The sequence below is a fragment of the Hephaestia caeni genome (genome assembly GCF_003550065.1).
GTDB classification, from domain to species: domain Bacteria; phylum Pseudomonadota; class Alphaproteobacteria; order Sphingomonadales; family Sphingomonadaceae; genus Sphingomonas; species Sphingomonas caeni_A.
On the sequence record NZ_QXDC01000002.1, the window covers coordinates 492013 to 508073 of the forward strand.

Annotated in this window: 16 protein-coding genes; 7 read left to right on the forward strand and 9 right to left on the reverse strand. The window is 56.8% G+C overall.

The genetic code is table 11. The features are described from left to right. Positions 1-168: 168 nt before the first annotated feature. From DFR49_RS02270 to DFR49_RS02295, 6 genes are all read right to left on the reverse strand, one after another. The gene (locus tag DFR49_RS02270; RefSeq protein ID WP_004211666.1) at positions 169-696 is read right to left on the reverse strand and encodes a hypothetical protein; all 528 of its coding nucleotides are present in this window, start codon (positions 694-696) and stop codon (positions 169-171) included. Beyond that, on the reverse strand, positions 693-971 hold the full coding sequence (locus tag DFR49_RS02275) for a type II toxin-antitoxin system TacA family antitoxin (RefSeq protein WP_004211665.1): 279 nt from the start codon (positions 969-971) through the stop codon (positions 693-695). Before DFR49_RS02275 ends, DFR49_RS02270 begins: the two co-directional genes overlap by 4 nt. A gap of 162 nt (positions 972-1133) precedes the next feature. Beyond that, the gene (locus tag DFR49_RS02280; RefSeq protein ID WP_004211664.1) at positions 1134-1787 is read right to left on the reverse strand and encodes a DUF2971 domain-containing protein; all 654 of its coding nucleotides are present in this window, start codon (positions 1785-1787) and stop codon (positions 1134-1136) included. A 3-nt stretch (positions 1788-1790) separates the two neighbouring features. After that, the gene (locus DFR49_RS02285; protein WP_004211663.1) at positions 1791-2375 is read right to left on the reverse strand and encodes a hypothetical protein; all 585 of its coding nucleotides are present in this window, start codon (positions 2373-2375) and stop codon (positions 1791-1793) included. A 58-nt stretch (positions 2376-2433) separates the two neighbouring features. Continuing rightward, positions 2434-3843 carry a hypothetical protein gene (locus DFR49_RS02290; RefSeq protein ID WP_004211662.1) on the reverse strand — a complete coding sequence of 470 codons (1410 nt, stop codon included), beginning with the start codon at positions 3841-3843 and terminating at the stop codon, positions 2434-2436. Positions 3844-3861: 18 nt separating this feature from the next. After that, the gene (locus DFR49_RS02295; RefSeq protein ID WP_245968202.1) at positions 3862-5004 is read right to left on the reverse strand and encodes a class I SAM-dependent methyltransferase; all 1143 of its coding nucleotides are present in this window, start codon (positions 5002-5004) and stop codon (positions 3862-3864) included. Between the two features lie 282 nt (positions 5005-5286). On the opposite strand from DFR49_RS02295, the gene DFR49_RS02300 reads away from it, so the two are divergent. Both DFR49_RS02300 and DFR49_RS02305 read left to right on the forward strand, forming a co-directional pair. Then, positions 5287-5970: a hypothetical protein gene (locus tag DFR49_RS02300; RefSeq protein WP_051156925.1), complete on the forward strand. Its 684-nt coding sequence runs from the start codon at positions 5287-5289 to the stop codon at positions 5968-5970. Continuing rightward, complete coding sequence (locus DFR49_RS02305; RefSeq protein WP_245968203.1) at positions 5909-6697, forward strand: RES family NAD+ phosphorylase; 789 nt, start codon at positions 5909-5911, stop codon at positions 6695-6697. Before DFR49_RS02300 ends, DFR49_RS02305 begins: the two co-directional genes overlap by 62 nt. A 159-nt stretch (positions 6698-6856) precedes the next feature. On the opposite strand, the gene DFR49_RS02310 is transcribed toward DFR49_RS02305, so the two are convergent. Continuing rightward, positions 6857-7600 carry a LuxR family transcriptional regulator gene (locus DFR49_RS02310; protein ID WP_004211656.1) on the reverse strand — a complete coding sequence of 248 codons (744 nt, stop codon included), beginning with the start codon at positions 7598-7600 and terminating at the stop codon, positions 6857-6859. Between the two features lie 516 nt (positions 7601-8116). Between DFR49_RS02310 and DFR49_RS02315 the strand changes: the two genes are divergently transcribed. The 5 genes from DFR49_RS02315 to DFR49_RS02335 all read left to right on the forward strand — a co-directional run bounded on the left by DFR49_RS02315 (position 8117) and on the right by DFR49_RS02335 (position 12834). Beyond that, on the forward strand, positions 8117-9121 hold the full coding sequence (locus tag DFR49_RS02315; RefSeq protein ID WP_004211655.1) for a KpsF/GutQ family sugar-phosphate isomerase: 1005 nt from the start codon (positions 8117-8119) through the stop codon (positions 9119-9121). A 1-nt stretch (position 9122) separates the two neighbouring features. Beyond that, the gene (locus DFR49_RS02320) at positions 9123-9911 is read left to right on the forward strand and encodes a 3-deoxy-manno-octulosonate cytidylyltransferase (RefSeq protein ID WP_080604517.1); all 789 of its coding nucleotides are present in this window, start codon (positions 9123-9125) and stop codon (positions 9909-9911) included. 22 nt (positions 9912-9933) lie between these two features. Next, the gene (gene kdsA / locus DFR49_RS02325; RefSeq protein ID WP_004211652.1) at positions 9934-10788 is read left to right on the forward strand and encodes a 3-deoxy-8-phosphooctulonate synthase; all 855 of its coding nucleotides are present in this window, start codon (positions 9934-9936) and stop codon (positions 10786-10788) included. A 76-nt stretch (positions 10789-10864) separates the two neighbouring features. Continuing rightward, entirely contained in the window at positions 10865-11938 is a 1074-nt protein-coding gene (locus DFR49_RS02330; protein ID WP_037491273.1) for a mannose-1-phosphate guanylyltransferase/mannose-6-phosphate isomerase, read from the forward strand. 32 nt (positions 11939-11970) lie between these two features. Then, positions 11971-12834, forward strand: a complete 864-nt coding sequence (locus DFR49_RS02335) for a class I mannose-6-phosphate isomerase (protein WP_004211649.1) — start codon at positions 11971-11973, stop codon at positions 12832-12834. A 197-nt stretch (positions 12835-13031) separates the two neighbouring features. Here DFR49_RS02335 and DFR49_RS02340 read toward each other — a convergent pair whose 3' ends face one another. Continuing rightward, a complete protein-coding gene (locus DFR49_RS02340) occupies positions 13032-13607 on the reverse strand; it encodes a hypothetical protein (RefSeq protein ID WP_004211648.1) in 576 nt (191 codons plus the stop codon). Between the two features lie 478 nt (positions 13608-14085). Next, positions 14086-15729, reverse strand: coding sequence for a putative bifunctional diguanylate cyclase/phosphodiesterase (locus tag DFR49_RS02345; RefSeq protein ID WP_004211647.1), 1644 nt, complete (start codon positions 15727-15729; stop codon positions 14086-14088). Positions 15730-16061 lie beyond the last annotated feature (332 nt).

Here is a 16061-nt window from a genome sequence, read left to right on the forward strand (position 1 = left end):
AGCAGAAAATGTGGCGGTGTTCCATCCTTCGCGAACAGATACGGAGAGCACCTCAAGCGTGAGGTTCGATTCTGGCTCAGTTGTGTGAATCGAACTTGTAGTCAACTGCCTTATGTTCATCGAGATAAGCGAAGTTCTCGCGCGCATCTCGTAATGTGGTTTCTCTAACTATAATTGGCCTACGTTTCTCAATTCGCTTTCCAGCGTCGTAAACGGCAAGACGAGCGTCAGTGGTTTATCTTGCAGAGGGACCGCACCGTAACTTGCATACCAGGCAGCGGCACGCTCACTCTTTGCATCGATGATGAGCATGACCCCACCGACTTCAGCGGCGACGCGAATGCACCTACGGCCGATCGCCCCCAGGAGTTGCCCGCCGAGCCCCTGTCCCTGCTGGCGAATGTCCGTCGCAAGCCGTGCGAGCCGAAAGCCGGGCACTTCATGCCTTGCGAGGCCACGCTTAACCAACTCAGGTGTATCGGCATAGTTCATGCTGCCGGGCGCGATGCTGTAGAAGCCAAGAACCGTTCTGTTGTCGGAGTCATCGATCGCCAGGAAGGTCTTGGCTCCTCCGGCCTCGTGGCTTTGCCGCGCATAGCGTTGCAGGAAGGTGTTCAGTTCCTCATCGCCGCAGTCGAACAAGGCTCGGTCATGGGCTTTCGAGATCGCTTCCTCATGCCACGAAGGAAGCATCATGCTCGCTTTGGCATCGCGGCGATGGCCGCGCGTAATTTCGCATTCGCCGGAGGTGGGTTGTCGAGCAGATCAAGCACGAGCAGGCTGTCTCTCTCGCTTAGCTTCGTCCGCTCGGCCTCTTCGATCACGCTTTCGGCGACACGAAGAGCCGATCGCGTAACAAAGGTGGTCAAATCAGTATGATTGAGCGCAGCCGCCCGGGCGAGCAAAGCCTTTTGCTCCGGTCGGATGCGCAGGCTCATGCGCTTGTTGTCTTCCACCACAGCCCGGGGCATCGCCACCTCCATTCGTACAATTTCAATTAGTACGCGAAATGATGCTGTTGGTCAAGATATGTACACCTTGAAGGAGTACGTTGCACCCCCTTTTCAAAATGCGGAGGAACCTCACTGGCATCACCATGCGTTCGCCGCGTGCGGGCGCATGGTCGACACCGTTCAGGACCAATAATCCTTCTTCTGCTGCGTCACCACTCGGAAGGATCTGAAGGCAAGCCGCGCCTTGCGTTGCCGTACTTCTCCAGCAAGATCGCCCAGCGCGCGCGCCAACTCAACTCGCGTCACTGTGCAGGCTGCGCCCACAATCACCTCGCGCAACGCAAGCTTGGGAGAAAATTCAGCAAAATATTTTCCGCTCTCCCGGTCCATATCCTCAAGTCCAACGAAAGCGCGGACCTCGTCCTCATATTTCCAATGCGTAAACTTGATGCAGGACAGCTCCAGCATGAAAGCTAGCCCCTTTTCCTCATCGTCCAGGATCGCGGGGTCAAAGGGCACGCGCTTCGCTTGATACTGAACCGGCTTGACGATATCGTCGGCTACATCGAAGCCAAGGCAAAGCCCGGAATGCTTCCCCGCATAATGCGACCATTGAACCGGATTATGCCACTTGCGACTGAAGCAGAGCAGACCTGCTCGCTCCGCCATCTGTGCCTTAGCGTGACGAAAGGCGGCACGCTCATCCGCGGTCCTGGATGCCACAGCCAATAGCTCGAACGGATCGTTGAGTTGATCGAACGTCGCGATCTTCAAGCGCCGGCGCTCGATGTTGGAGATGCCGTGTTCGGCAGGGACAAAGTGATAGAGGCGCATGATCTACGAATGCTTCCCAGGCAGCGTGGCCTGATCGCCCCTTCCTTCCCTCGAGAAGAGCCGTGGGCGCCAGGATCGAGGCAGGGTCGCCATGTCGCGGCGTGCAAAATGCCTCAACCTTGCAGCGGTATCGCGAACGGCGATACGTCCATCATCAACGTCTTCAAAATAGCTATCGTGCCGAATCGATAGCTGCTTTTCGAGGCTCGTGATCTGGTGGCTCACCTCATCGGGCAGAATCCAGCTCTCGCTGGCGATCAGGATGAAAAGCTGGTCCCTCGTCGAGCGGAACTCGTGATTGTCCGCTTCTTCCTCCGCCTCGTCACGCTCCCGGCCCCTGACTTCTGCATTGTAAGAACGTTCATAGGATCGGCGCATCTTTTCCAGCGCTTCGAATATCGCGGAATAGGCACGGGCTTTCAGTTCCCACGCCCGTTCGCGATAGGTCTTTCGTTCGGTCAGGACGACGCCCAGCCATATCCCGACTAACGGGCCGATCAGTGTAGTAATCAGCGGCAAATATGGCATCGAACCCTGACCTAACTTCTTCGCTGGTCTGGCCAGTCGTGCATAGCCGGACATCAGCATCTAACCTTCACCTCCGGACCGGCGGCATCAGATACACATGCATGCCGAACACTGACGATTAATGACAGCATGTGTTTGTGCTCCATAGAAGCGCCCCGCGCGCCCTATTGGAGAGCATCACGACGTTTCCATCGTTCTTCACGTAGAGAGCCGCATTCGGAAAACCGGGCGATGCGCTCGACCAATAGGGAACATTGACGTTGTTGTAGAGAACGAGATTGCCGTCCGTCTGAAAAGCCAGCCGCCCCATGACGCTCGCGCCGGCCGTGTTCGATGCCCATAGCGGCGTGGCATTCATGTATTGGACCACGTTAAAGTCTGATTGCGCTCTGAATGTGAACCGCCCATCCGGTGACATAATGGACTGATTGGAAAGCAGCGTCGTCCCCGGCGCGGCGTAGGTTGCAAGGCTCTCATTGAGCTGATGGAAGTTGATATCAACGACACCATTGGTCTGCGCCATGACGGTATCGAGCATGATCTGCGGCGTGTTCAGCGCAACGTAGTTGGTCTGGTCGCGGCAATCGACCCTGACCCAATCCTGATTGCCCCACCTATCAAGGCCGGGATGGCCTGTGGAAGAGACGTTCATGACCTTGCAACGGGACTGCAAGGGGTAGTTTGTCGATTCAGGATGGCAGATCGGAGCCGTAGTCCCGCGCTCCTGATAGCAACGACTGCGAGGAATCCACGCCTCCCAACGGGTGTAGCCATACTCTTTGGTGAAGTAGTAGCGTTCCAGCGCGTTGTTCTGCTGGGACAGATTTTCGGCCGCAAAGTGATCGGACCGAATCGCAGTGAGCAGCTTTCCCGTCTCAAATTGATATTGAGCAGGTGCATTCCAATAGGTTCGGCCTATTGAGCTTCCACTCACGCAACCAGGGCGATTGGGGGTAAGTTGAATATGGTATGTGGCATGGGTAGCCGAATTTGTTTGCGGCCATGAACTCGGTGCCGAAGGAAGGGGGAACAATCTCCAACCGCCCGCACGGGCGCCCGGCGTGGAATAGCTCGCTGATCTTGACCAAATCTGATCGTAGCAGCCGCCATCCGATGTGCGGATGAAGGACGCGCTGGTAGTGAATGTCACGTCAATCAAGTCGTAACCGTCACGGGCTTCGGAAAAGCTGAATTGGAAGTTCGAGTTAAACCCTCCCTGAAGGTTCTTCGAAACCATGATTCGGGTGTAGCCATCGGTTCCCAGAACAGGGAATGAGTTTGTGGCCGAATACGTTGCCCCCGTAACGCTATCGAAGTCTGTAACAATATAGGGCGAGTTTTCGTAAAGGCCGATGTTGCGCCGGTTCGGGCATGTCGCAGGATCGCCCGCGACAACTGCGCCAGACGAATTCAAGCAAACATCCTGCGTTAGATAGTCGTATAGCTCGGGGTGTGCTTGAGCATGAGCGGACGAAAAATTTAGTATTGAAAGCAATACGGCCGCTAGCGGAATAAAGTAGTTTCTCATTGAGACCTCCTATTCCCATTAATCCGTTAAATTTCCATTCGCCGACTTTCTGATAATTATCCCAAATGAAGTGCTTATAAATCCATCTATTGCGATCTTTAAATGGATGGGATCGCCTAATTTCTTGGCATGATCGGTTTTAGGATCATAGTGCCACGGCGGTAGATCAATAAACTGATCCATCGGGTGTTCGCCAAAGTCGAAATTTAGTGGCGCAACTTCGTGGCCCTTTTCCGCCATATGTCTGGCGAATTTCTCGATATGCTTTTTTTGATAAAGCACTGTCAGCCAGTTATCTATTGTCGGCCCATCATTCTCGACGTTCATTTCGAGCGTATGGATAGCCAATCCACCCGGCGATAAAGTATCGAGCGAATTTTCAATGAAGCGCAACCCGGCATCTATAGACCCAAGATGCTCAAGTGCACAAATCGACCAGCAAAAATCATAACCTCGAAGATCGCCTGGAATATTATTCATATCCACTGTTCGAATGGAGACAAACTGTTCGAACGTCTCCTTGTCGATCAGGTGCGATTGAAACGGGATTGGCGAAGAACCGAGATGTTGGTTGCTGCTGGCCCAACCGGCAGCCTCCGCGCTGGCGGCTGCCTCATCGCTCGCTGTGACCTGAACACCCTGTGCGGCCAGATAGCTAGGTATCGGTTCCGCGCCGCAGCCAAAGCCGAGTCCGCGCTTCCCGCTCGTCATGTGGCCGTTCTCATAGATCGCTTGGAGAACATACGTCAGTTCCCAGAGCTTTCGGTGATAGACGATGGCCGTTTTGAGTTGTGCCGCCCAATGGGCAACCCACTGGCTTTCAATGTCGCTTTGCGTCGATGCTTTCGAATCAAGGCCAACGAAGTGAGCTTGCGTTTCGGCGTTAACGGGCAATGCCGCAGCCATTTTCCGGCCTAGATCATAGCCGAACGCCTTCATATTCAGTTCGAGTATGCGGACGTTCTTCACAATATCGTTGAGCGCATTGAGATTCGGCTGAGCATCGTCTGTCACCAGATCAAGCAACCGCTTTAGAATGCGGTTTTTCAGTCTAGATCCCAGCGACACTTCGGAATTCCCTCCATCCAACGGAAGGAACGCACGCGCCCCCTCTATCATAGGGACACGCGAAAAACGAAAATTGGCAAGCTCCAGGCGCATAAAACCACCAAGCCTACATTGTCCCATGCGATCCGTTGGGAGCCGCTTTCGTTGCGTCCAGCAAGACAGTCCGGAAAGCTCTCAGTCCAGGCTATGTTTTCAGAGACATGGCATTGCCCAAGTTTCGCTGTTGCGCCTCGACCTCGGTCATGGCCGCTTCGGCCACCAGTGCGATTCCGATCGACAACCTCTGCCCCTGCAACAGACGAGGTGGGTGGCCGATATTGATTATTTAGGATATTACGCTATATCCGTATCCGACATATCCGATTGGATCGATTCATGGCAACGATTTATCCCGATGAGCCAGGCGCTGTTGCGTTCGAGACTCTATCCGGCACGGCAGCCGAGGTTCGCAAGAAGCTTCGGTCGGCCGACGACGATCAAGTCGTCGCGCTGGCGCTGGAGCATGGAACTCCGAAGCTTCGGCAGGCGCTCGCTCAGGCCGTCACTCTTATCACCCCGCTCATTCTCGCGCGTCTTGCCCGCCGTGATCAGGAAACGCTCGACAAACTCGTCGACGCGCTCGTTCCGCAAGTTCCGCCTCCACAGCATCTTGTCGCAGAGGCCAGAATGAACGCCGAGGCACGGACAGAGGTGCTCATGTCGGCCGAGTGGCTAACCGCCGCGCAGCTCTCCGAACTTGCGGGATTCAGTGGCCAGAACGCCAGTGCCCAGCCCAACAAGTGGAAGCGCGATGGAAAGATTTTCGCCGTCCGCCAGCAGGGGAATGACTATTATCCTGGATATGCGCTTGACGCCGACGCCAGATACCGTCCGCTGAAGGGACTCGCGCCCATTCTCAAGCGTTTCGGAAACGATCTCGAGGACTGGGACATCGCTATCTGGTTCGCTTCGGTGAACAGCTTCCTGGGCGGCGTCCGGCCAATGGATATGCTTAAGAGTGATCCTGATCGCGTGCTGGCAGCCGCTCAAGACGAGATCGACGGCGTCCTGCATGGTTAGGAAAAAGGGCACCATCACCCCGACGCCTAGCCCTGCCCCGCTCGCTCCAGCGCCGGTGATTCCAACCGCGGCAAGCACGGGCGTCATCATCCCGACGCCTCCTACCGATCTCGCCAAGCTCATCTGCACGACCACCTGGCCAAAGACGCGGCTGATCCACCGCATTCATCAGGACCGTTTTCGGGGAGAGGAGTTCAATCCGGGGCCGGATGGTAATGCGCGCTTCAGCCCCATCTGCGATGCCAAGGGCAATTCGATCCCGACCATCTATGGCGGCGAAACCTTCGACTGCGCGGGGATGGAATCCGTCTTTCATGACGTACCCTTCGCGCCCGGGCTCAAGTCTCTCGCGAAGCGCAAGCTCAGGGGGCACCATTATTCCCAAGTGCTCGCGACGACCGATCTGCTACTCGTCGATCTCAGCAGCACGGCTTTGCGAAATCTCGGGATCAAGCGCGGTGAGCTGATTGAAACCGAAAAAGACGTCTATCCCCAAACCCGCAAATGGGCAGAGGCGATCCACGCGCAATGCCCTGATGTGCAGGGTCTGTGCTGGGTATCGCGCCAGGACGATCGATCGCTGGCCATCATGCTGTTCGGTGACCGGACCGGGACGGCCCCGCTATCTGCACACGCATCGGCGGTGGATATCGTCAACGACGCAGCGACCTACGCAGACATCATCAAGCTGGCGGAGCGCATTGGCGTCAACATCACTGGCAAATAGATCGCTCAGCGATGAGGCTGCCGGCAGCGCCGATACCCCCTCCCCCTCCTCGCGCTACGCTTCCTCAACCAAACCCCTCTGCGAAGAGGCAAAGCAATCGCTCTAAGACGGTCGGGCGGCACCTCGCGATTGTCGAACCTGCTAATCGTCGCCGTGAGGTTATTCGCTGTCGTTCACTTCTCTTAGTATCTGCCCATCCATTAAGGCTCGGGCGACGAGAGCCGACCGTTTATAAACGCCGTAACGTTGCATAGCGACCGATATGAAATATTTGACCGTGGCTCCACCAAGACCAAGGATCTTGCCGATTTCCCAATCGGTCTTGCCGAGCGCGACGAGTGTCGTGCATTCAGCCTCCCGACGGGTGAGCTTGGGGCCAGCATTCCGCCGTGCGGGCTGATACAGGCGCAGGGCCATGTTGAACCCGAAAGAAGCGATGACATGAAGTGCAGCCAGAAGGTCGGGTGTTGCCTCAACGACCCGGGAGGCTGCGAAGGTACAGGACGCGCGCGGTTCTCCCGGAACATGCAGAGGCACCGTCACGCCATGCGAAAGACCATGGACCCGCGCCGCTCCGAAGAGCGCCAGTTGCGGTTCGCGTAGGGAAACTATCGCTGGTATTTCATCCCACGAAAAAGGTCGATCAAGCAGCTCGCTGACTTCGTAGACGGGATCGAACACATAGTGATGATTCTCGATGTAGGAGTTTATGAATTCGGCAGGGTAGTTCGTCACCACCAAGGCACGTTCGGCGAGGCGCGGCAGATTCCCGTGCTGAACCAGCGCCACATGATCGAAGCCCATTTGCTTCGCACCGCGAGCCAGGCTTTCGCAAAGTGAATCGAATGACGTCGCCTTGAGAATCTGTGAGAGAATGTCGCGCAGGTGAGGTCCAATAAACACAGGATTCCTCCTTGCTGGAACGGGACTCCTCAATCCGGCCGCGCGCGTGAATCCAAAGCCGGGGTCGCTCGTCCATGGCCAATGCCATGGTATGCGGCCCAGGCGGTCGCGAACCACACTGACACACAGGCGTCCTTGCCTTTACGCACGGAACGGGAGTCACATTTCTGCAAACAAATGATGCAACCATACCTCGTTAGACACTTTGAGCCGGTCATTCTGGCAATGGCCGTAGAAACTTTTTGCTGCCAATTGAGTCCGTTCTCGCGGAATCCTCGTGCCCACGCCCGGCAATCGCAGCAATATCGGCCTATTTTCCTTCAGGAACGGCCTCGCGAGATGATTGCAGGCCACTGGTCTCACCAGGGGAATGAAGCCGCCTCGTCGTGAATTGCGAAATGTCGCTGAAGGCACTTTCGAAGACGGCGGCCGTCCAAAACTGCGGAAAGCCGTAATTGTTGGCTTGCAGCCCCCCGGATAGGCGTGAACGGCAAAGTTGCCGAAGGAACAGCATCCATGTCTGATTGCACGTCGTTCCCCAGCCTAGCCTACTCTTCAGGCCCGGAACGGCTCGTGGCGCTGGGCCGAAACGTCATCGCAACGGAGGCGGAAGCGCTCTGGGCCTTGGGAAACGAGCTCGACCAGTCCTTCGGCCACGCCATCGCGACACTTCAGCAGACCAAGGGACGTATCTGTGTCTGCGGGCTTGGTAAATCCGGCCATATCGCGCGAAAGATCGCTGCGACGCTTTCCGCCACCGGCTCCCCAGCGATCTTCCTCCACGCAAGCGAGGCGGTGCATGGCGACCTGGGCGCATTGCACGAAGCCGATACGCTTCTGATCCTTTCCAATTCCGGCAGCACTCGCGAATTGGGTACGATCCTCTTGCGCGCGGATCATATGAATATTCCGATTGTTGCGATTACGTCGGCCCGCGGTTCGCGCCTTGCCGAAGCGGCCGAGACTTGCCTGTTTCTCCCCAACAAGGCGGAGGCTTGTCCTCACCAGAGCTCTCCGACGACATCCACAACGATGATGCTCGCTCTGGGTGATGCACTCGCGATTACTCTGATGCGGTTGAAGGGCGTTACAGCCGCAACGTTGCATAGCTTTCATCCCGGAGGCCGGCTTGGTCTCGACCTTGTGACGGTAGAAAGCTTTATGCATCGGGGAGAGCAATTGCCCATCGTGGCAACCGACGTTTGCATGCAGACCGTCGTCGCCACAATGAACGAAGGTGGTTTTGGCGTCGCCGCAGTTGTCGATGAAAAAGGACATCTTGAGGGCGTCATTACCGACGGAGATCTCAGGCGGCATGCTCATTCGCTCCGAGGAGCAGTCGCACGCGATGTCATGACACGTAATCCCCATGTGCTTTTCGGAGGCATGCTAGCGCGAGACGCGCTGGAGATGCTCTCAGACGCCCGCATCACGTCACTGTTAGTGATGGATGCCGAGGATGAGCGGCGGATTATCGGTCTCGTTCACATCCATGATCTGCTCCGTCTCGAGATCGGTTGATATGCGCGTTACCATCGTCATCCCTGCCCGCTATGAATCCTCGCGGTTTCCGGGAAAGCCGTTTGCGCAGCTTAAGGGAGCCTCTGGGACTGAACGATCGCTGTTGGAGCGCACTGTCAATGCTGCCTTGGCCGTCTGCCCTACAATTGAGGTCGTTGTAGCAACCGACGACTCCCGGATTGCGGACGCTGCCCGCTCAGCTGGAGCCCGTTCAACCATCACGTCCTCTCTGTGTTTGAATGGCACTGAGCGCTGCGCTGCAGCGATTGAGGATGGTGCCGTTGACGCCGACGTCATCGTCAACCTGCAGGGAGATGCGCCCCTCACGCCACCTAGCGCCATCGCTGCCCTCATTTCAGAAATGAGCACTGACCCCACTGTCATGGTCGCCACCGCCATGACGCGATGTGGCTCTGACACGGTGACCCGGCTGCGCGCAGACGAAGCAGCAGGCCGCATTGGCGGCACGACCGTCGTCACGGATGGGGCTGGAGATGCGTTATACTTCTCCAAGCGGCTGCTGCCTTATGGCGGCGGTAGCGTTGAATGTCCGATTTTTCTCCACCTTGGCCTGTATGCCTATCGCCGCCGTGCGCTCTTACACTATGCAGCCCTGCCCCCCGCTCCGCTCGAAGCAGCCGAGGGACTGGAGCAACTTCGTTTTCTGGATGAACGCATCCCGATGCGAATGGTAGAGATCAGCGAGCCAGCTGGTGGTCTCTGGGAGGTCAACAACCCCGGCGACATTTACATCGTCGAGCAGGCTCTCGCGTTGCGTGGTATCGCGTGATGGGGTTGGCCAAATGTCGTCCATGATGTTTCGCGACAGGCAGATTGGGCAGGAAAGCCCCCTCTTCCTGATCGCCGGCCCTTGTGTGCTGGAGTCCCTGGAATTGTCGTTGCGTGTCGCGGAGCGGTTATCGCAGATCGCTTTCCGGCATGACATCCTGATCATCTTCAAGGGCTCGTTCGACAAGGCAAATCGGACTTCACTGACATCCTATCGAGGTCCAGGACTTGATGACGGCCTCGAAATTCTCCGCTTGGTCGCCGAGAAGACGGGATTGCCCGTTCTGACGGATGTTCACGATCCCGCTCAGGTCAAGTCAGTGGCTGAGGTCGTCGATATACTGCAGACGCCCGCGCTACTTGCGCGCCAGAGCGACCTGATCGACGCGGTTGCGCGCTCAGGCCGGGTCGTCAATCTCAAAAAAGGGCAGTTCATGGCCCCCGGAGATATGGCGCACGTGCTCGATAAAGCGCGATCTGCGGCCGTTGCAGCCGGCCAGGATCCGAACTCGTTTCTCCTCTGCGAACGTGGCGCCAGCTTCGGCTACAACAATCTGGTCACCGATCTGCGGAGCCTTTCCGTCATGGGTGACACGGGCGCACCAGTCGTGTTCGACGCCAGTCATAGCGTGCAAGCACCCGGGAGCCTTGGGAACCGATCGGGCGGTGAGCGCCGATATGTGCCGCTGCTGTGTCGGGGGGCGGTGGCGGCAGGCGTCGCGGGCCTATTCATTGAGACGCATCCCGATCCGACCAAGGCGCTGTCGGACGGCCCGAACTCCTGGCCACTCGATCTTCTCGATCCGTTGGTAGAGCAGCTCGTGGGTCTCGACCGTTTCGTCAAAGGCAGCCTTGCGGCCTATCCATCAGCACATTGACAGAAAGAGAAGGTACGAGGTTGCAGAAGGATTGGGTCGAACGCGATCAGCAGCCGCCGAGCGACACGCCAGGCGCATGAACGACATCGTTCCTGTTATCCTCTCGGGCGGCTCCGGGACGCGCCTCTGGCCCTTGTCGACACACCATAGTCCAAAACAGTTCATTCCTCTGCTGGGAAGCCAGAGCCTGCTGCAGCAGACCATCCTTCGCGCACGGCAAACAGGTATCGCGAAGGCGCCAATCCTGGTGACGAATATCGCCCACGTCGCTCAGCTTGAATGCCAACTGAAGGAAGTAGCTTGTGTGCCTTTCCGGCTCATACTGGAGCCCGAAGGACGCAACACGGCTCCGGCTATCGCCATGGCCTCCCTTGAGGCGCCGACCCCGAAAAGTTTACTCCTCGTCTTGCCGAGTGACCATATCATCAAAGATGTCGCTGCTTTTGGGGCAGCGATACAGCAAGCCGTGCCGCTGGCCGAGCAAGGGTGGATGGTCACATTCGGTATTCAGCCAGACTATCCCGAGACGGGATATCGCTACATCCGCAGCGGAGTAGAGATTTCGCACGGCGTGCATGATGTCGAGGCATTCGTCGAGAAACCGGGCGCGACAAGTGCTGCGGCGATGATCGCCGACGGTGGGCATTTCTGGAATGCCGGGATTTTCCTCTTTCGGGCTGACATCATGGTCGAAGCGATAAGAGCGCACGCTCCAGATGTTCTGGCGGCGGCTGAACAGGCTCTCGCATTGGCGCACCGCAGCAATTTCACTGTAGCACCTGATCCGGCCGCCTTTGGAGACGCACCTGCGACCTCGATCGATTATGCGGTGATGGAGAAAGCAACCAAGGTCGCGGTTGTTCCAGTTAGCATTGGTTGGTCGGACCTCGGTAGCTGGGACATGCTTCACGCTGTCGGTGAGCGCGATGCCGCTGAGAATATGGTCGACGGCAATGTAACGGTGATCGAAGGTCGCAATTGCCTGTTGAAGACTACAGGCCCTCTTATCGCAACGATTGGGGTGTCCGACCTAATCGTCGTCGTTACCCCAGATGCAGTGCTTATCGCCCCACGTGGCCGATCGCAGGATGTTCGCCGGCTAGCCGAAAAGGTTGGAAATCCTTCGGCGCCTGTGGAGTCCAACCGGTAGGTCGACGACATCGCAAAATTGGAGCCCTTTCGATGTTGCAGCCGAAGTTCCATGATCGCGGCGGAGCCGGAGGAGACGTCCGGTTCAGGCTCGGCTATGCCGAACTGCTCACGCCCCACTATGTTTCAAAACCTTGGGGTCGGAGACCTCTCTCGGATGACCCATCGGGTGGGCAACTGATCGGAGAAATAGTCTATCGGGTGCCCGACGTCGGTCTGACGATCAAATGGCTGCAAACGAGCAAGCCCTTATCCGTGCAAGTACATCCGCAAGGCGCAGGACGGAAAGATGAGTGGTGGTACGTGGTTGAGACCCAAGCTGAGGCTTACATCGATCTTGGGCTAAAGGAACCCTTAGCGCGGACGAAAATCGCCGAGGCAGCTCGAAACGGCAGCCTACCCTCATTGCTCAATCGTATCACTCCGGTCGTGGGTTGTTCCTATTTTATTAGGGCTGGCACAATCCACGCCCTCGGGCCTGGGCTGACCGTGCTGGAAGTTCAGGGAATGAGCGACGTCACCTATCGCCTGTTCGATTACGGGCGGGATCGTGCGCTTCATCTTGCAGAGGCGCTCTTCGAGGCGAGAACGGAGACCGGATCGGTTGAGGTCATGCCCGATGGCCTTGCTTCGTTTACGATCACTCGCTTCGATGTGGAGATCGATAGCCGTGTTACGGTCATCTCTGATCGGGCATGTCTGGCGATCGTGTCAGGCGAAGGGATTGTGGACAATCAAGCGTTTGCCGCGGACCAATGCTGGTTCGCGCATGGCCCCATGTCACTGCATGCAAAAAAGCAGACGTGCATTATACTCGTCGAACCGCGAAATGCGTCTCAAACGAGATTAAACTTGGCGGGGGCAAGCAAACTGACTCGTCCCAGCAGGTTCGCCTGACTCGGCGTGGCGCGAGCTGGGACATAACGGTCATTCCAACAATAACCGTGAATGGCTCTTTTCAGTAATTGCGGACGGGTTAGCTCGGGCGGCTCTGATCCATCGAAGTTGGCTGCGACCATGTCCGCAATTCTGACAAGCGAGGTTGCGATTGGCCTCCGGCTGGGCGCTGCGACCGACCGGACTCCAGCGATCGATCATGGGACTTTCTTTATTGTAGTCTGGGTTGGAACGGTTGACGCAGAGTGCTTCGGAGTAGGGCTGACGGGGCATGGCGCGGCGGCGGCTACCTTCGGCTTCGCGGCAAGCGGCAGCAGGTCAGCGGCCACCGCGACGGACAAGAAAAGGCTGCCCACAAGCATCGAAATCCAAAGGATATATCGCGACACATAGAGATAGGGGAAACCCAGCGGGCGGCCGCCCGAGCGGATATAATTCTCATACCCCACTGGCCCGGTTGCCGGATGCAGCCGAGGCTCCAACTCTTCCTTGATGTAGCGCTCGAGTTGCTTGACCGAATTGTAGCGCGAAACCTGCCTTAGGAAGACGACGACGCTGATCAGCACCGGCAAGATTAGGATCACGGTCAGACCCGCGTGGGTGAGCGCTTCATTGGTCAGCGACCAGGAGTAGATCGCGGCACAGGCCAGGGGAGCGATGGTTTCCGACCGGATGAGATCCTCACGCAGGAATTTGAGCCGGGCCTGCATCGCCTCATATTCGGTGATCAGGAAATTGGGCGCGGCCGGCGCTTGATCAGTAGTGGACGTCATGTCGATTAGCCTTTCCCCAACACGCCCGCGCTCGTTCAACTGACGAATCGAGTACACACGACTGGCGTCGAGGAACAACAAAAGTCACGCCCGGTCGAGTCAGATCGACGTGTCTTTGGCCTGCAACAAAATCGCACATTAATTGACGGGGTTACGATACTGTCGTTCAGTATAAATTGAGCCATATTGGCGCGATTGTAGAAAGGACGAGCATAACCGCCATCGGCGAAGGCATGGCGCAGCCACTGAAATCTCCGCGAGCACCAGCGGCGCGCCATCGCGGTCCTAGATGTCGGCGGTTTAGATCAAGGCGTGGACGAGATTGCCGTTGGTGTCGGTCTGGATGCGGGCCCTTCGACTTCGCTTGGGAGAGCCTCCAGTCCCGTGGTCTTTTTGCCCGCATCATATAAGCTAAAGTCGGCTACGGAATATCTCTGGGACTTGAGTCCTTGTGCGTGCTTAGCTCGATAGCGCGTCATCAGCCATTTCGCAGCATCTGAGCTAATTCCGACACCACAGCCGCCTCGACTTCATCTCTTCGGATATGACGCAATAGAAGCTGGCGAGTGATCTCGCTGCGATCCAATGCGCCGAAAAAATGATGGCCCTGTCCGATCTCACAGCCCAAACCCCGCAAACTTGCTGCCTGTTCAAGGGTCTCAATACGCGCGGCAATGACCTTCATGCCCAATGTCCTGCCGATATCCACGACGGATCGAACAATGGCACGACAGGCCTCCGAGGATTCAACCCTCGATGTGATCGGGTGATCAATTTTGAGGGCATCGACGGGAAATGAAAGCAGGTGGGTCAGCGAGGCATAGTCAGAACCAAAGTCGTCCAAAGCCAACCGCACCCCCAATTCTCTCAACTTGACGGTCGCATCCGCCAGAATCTGATTGCGCTCGCCAAGCGATGCCCTTTCGCGGAGTTCGAGGATCACGTACTCAAGAGGAAGATTTTCTGTCGCGCACGCCGATTCAATGTCCCGAGCAAGCGCACTGCCAAGCAGATCTGCCGCAGAGATGTTGAGCCCAACGTGTTGGAACGGGATACCGAGATCAATCCAACGCCGAACATCGGCAGCAACGATCGACAGCATCCGGCGCGTGATATCTGAAGCGATACGCGCATCTGTGAAAGCGTCATCAAACGATGCGGCTGGAATCACGTCGCCATCTACTGTCTTCAATCGGCAGAGCGCCTCCACCCCAACAATCTTGGCCGTGTCGAGACAAACCAGAGGTTGATAATATGCATCGATGCGATGCTCACGCAGAGCCGCCGCAACCATACTGATCGTGGAAAGTCTGTCGAAAATTCGACTTCCAATATCCGGACTGTATCGGACGAAGCCTCCGCGCCCGATATCCTTTGCGTGATAAAGCGCCAGGTCGGCGTGACGCTGCACCTGATCGGCTGTTTCGTCGGCTGCTAATGGCGATGCACCGCCCATCGTCGCTCGAGGCACCATCACATGGCCATCGCAATCGATCGGATGTTCGATTGCAGCGCGAATGTGCTCTGCGATGTGTTCAAGATTGTACGCGGCCTCCGGTGATTTCTGAAGCAGCACAGCGAATTCATCTCCGCCGATGCGGAATGCAGGGTCTGGTTCGACGGCTTTGGAAAGGCGAGAAGCCACCTTTTGTATCAGAAGGTCGCCAGCATGATGGCCGAACGTATCGTTCGTTGTCTTGAGGTTGTCGAGGTCGAGAAGCAGCAAAGCCCAGCTCGTCGGCTGCTTGCAGGACAGCTGGGACACCGCCTGTTTGAATCTCCCCTGATTTGGAAGGCCAGTAAGCGCGTCGATGTTCGCTTTCTGCTCCCGTTCGAACTGGCAATCATTCCGCTCAATGGCGATGCCACTAAGGCGCGCGCATGTTTCAGCCATGAGTTGCTCGTCTGGGGTTAGTTCCCGGCTTTCGCGCAAATATACCCTAAAGGCCCCTTTCAGGAGACCGGCGCTATCATGGACGGGCACCGATAAATGCGACCGTAGCTCCATGGACGGCGATAGGTTGCGCACATGATACTCGCGGGAATCGGTTGCGCTTTCGGGCGCGAGGTCGATTTTGTGCATAACCACAGCGGCTCCGCGCGGCTCGGCCTGCTCCCTCATCTGAACTCCGCTCTGAAGCGCCCCAGAGTTGTCTGAAGAAGCAGAGGTCGCAAGAGGACGCAATTGGCCCTGCGGGTCCACACCAAGCACAGTACAAATCATGTTCGGGAATCGCTGGGATGGTGCTTCACAAATCTGCTCAAGGATCATTGAGAGGGGAGCGTTGGTTGCGATCAATTCAAGTATACCGACACGAAATTGGAGCATAAACGTCTCGAAGTTGAGAATATTCTCAACAATATTATCGTGATCGCGTAGAGGAGTGCTGACCGGAGAGCATGAATTTCAGTTTAATCATCCATTATGGATGGACATGCATGACCGCCCCCATT

What these genes read in the sequence shown, in the direction of transcription:
- DFR49_RS02320 (WP_080604517.1), top strand. Translation starts at nt 9,123, where the DNA reads ATGCGCGTTACCATCGTCATCCCTGCCCGCTATGAATCCTCGCGGTTT.
- DFR49_RS02300 (WP_051156925.1), top strand. Translation starts at nt 5,287, where the DNA reads ATGGCAACGATTTATCCCGATGAGCCAGGCGCTGTTGCGTTCGAGACT.
- DFR49_RS02275 (WP_004211665.1), bottom strand. Translation starts at nt 971, where the DNA reads ATGCCCCGGGCTGTGGTGGAAGACAACAAGCGCATGAGCCTGCGCATC.
- DFR49_RS02315 (WP_004211655.1), top strand. Translation starts at nt 8,117, where the DNA reads ATGTCTGATTGCACGTCGTTCCCCAGCCTAGCCTACTCTTCAGGCCCG.
- DFR49_RS02280 (WP_004211664.1), bottom strand. Translation starts at nt 1,787, where the DNA reads ATGCGCCTCTATCACTTTGTCCCTGCCGAACACGGCATCTCCAACATC.
- DFR49_RS02285 (WP_004211663.1), bottom strand. Translation starts at nt 2,375, where the DNA reads ATGCTGATGTCCGGCTATGCACGACTGGCCAGACCAGCGAAGAAGTTA.
- DFR49_RS02345 (WP_004211647.1), bottom strand. Translation starts at nt 15,729, where the DNA reads ATGAGGGAGCAGGCCGAGCCGCGCGGAGCCGCTGTGGTTATGCACAAA.
- DFR49_RS02290 (WP_004211662.1), bottom strand. Translation starts at nt 3,843, where the DNA reads ATGAGAAACTACTTTATTCCGCTAGCGGCCGTATTGCTTTCAATACTA.
- DFR49_RS02340 (WP_004211648.1), bottom strand. Translation starts at nt 13,607, where the DNA reads ATGACGTCCACTACTGATCAAGCGCCGGCCGCGCCCAATTTCCTGATC.
- kdsA (WP_004211652.1), top strand. Translation starts at nt 9,934, where the DNA reads ATGATGTTTCGCGACAGGCAGATTGGGCAGGAAAGCCCCCTCTTCCTG.
- DFR49_RS02335 (WP_004211649.1), top strand. Translation starts at nt 11,971, where the DNA reads ATGTTGCAGCCGAAGTTCCATGATCGCGGCGGAGCCGGAGGAGACGTC.
- DFR49_RS02330 (WP_037491273.1), top strand. Translation starts at nt 10,865, where the DNA reads ATGAACGACATCGTTCCTGTTATCCTCTCGGGCGGCTCCGGGACGCGC.
- DFR49_RS02270 (WP_004211666.1), bottom strand. Translation starts at nt 696, where the DNA reads ATGATGCTTCCTTCGTGGCATGAGGAAGCGATCTCGAAAGCCCATGAC.
- DFR49_RS02295 (WP_245968202.1), bottom strand. Translation starts at nt 5,004, where the DNA reads ATGCGCCTGGAGCTTGCCAATTTTCGTTTTTCGCGTGTCCCTATGATA.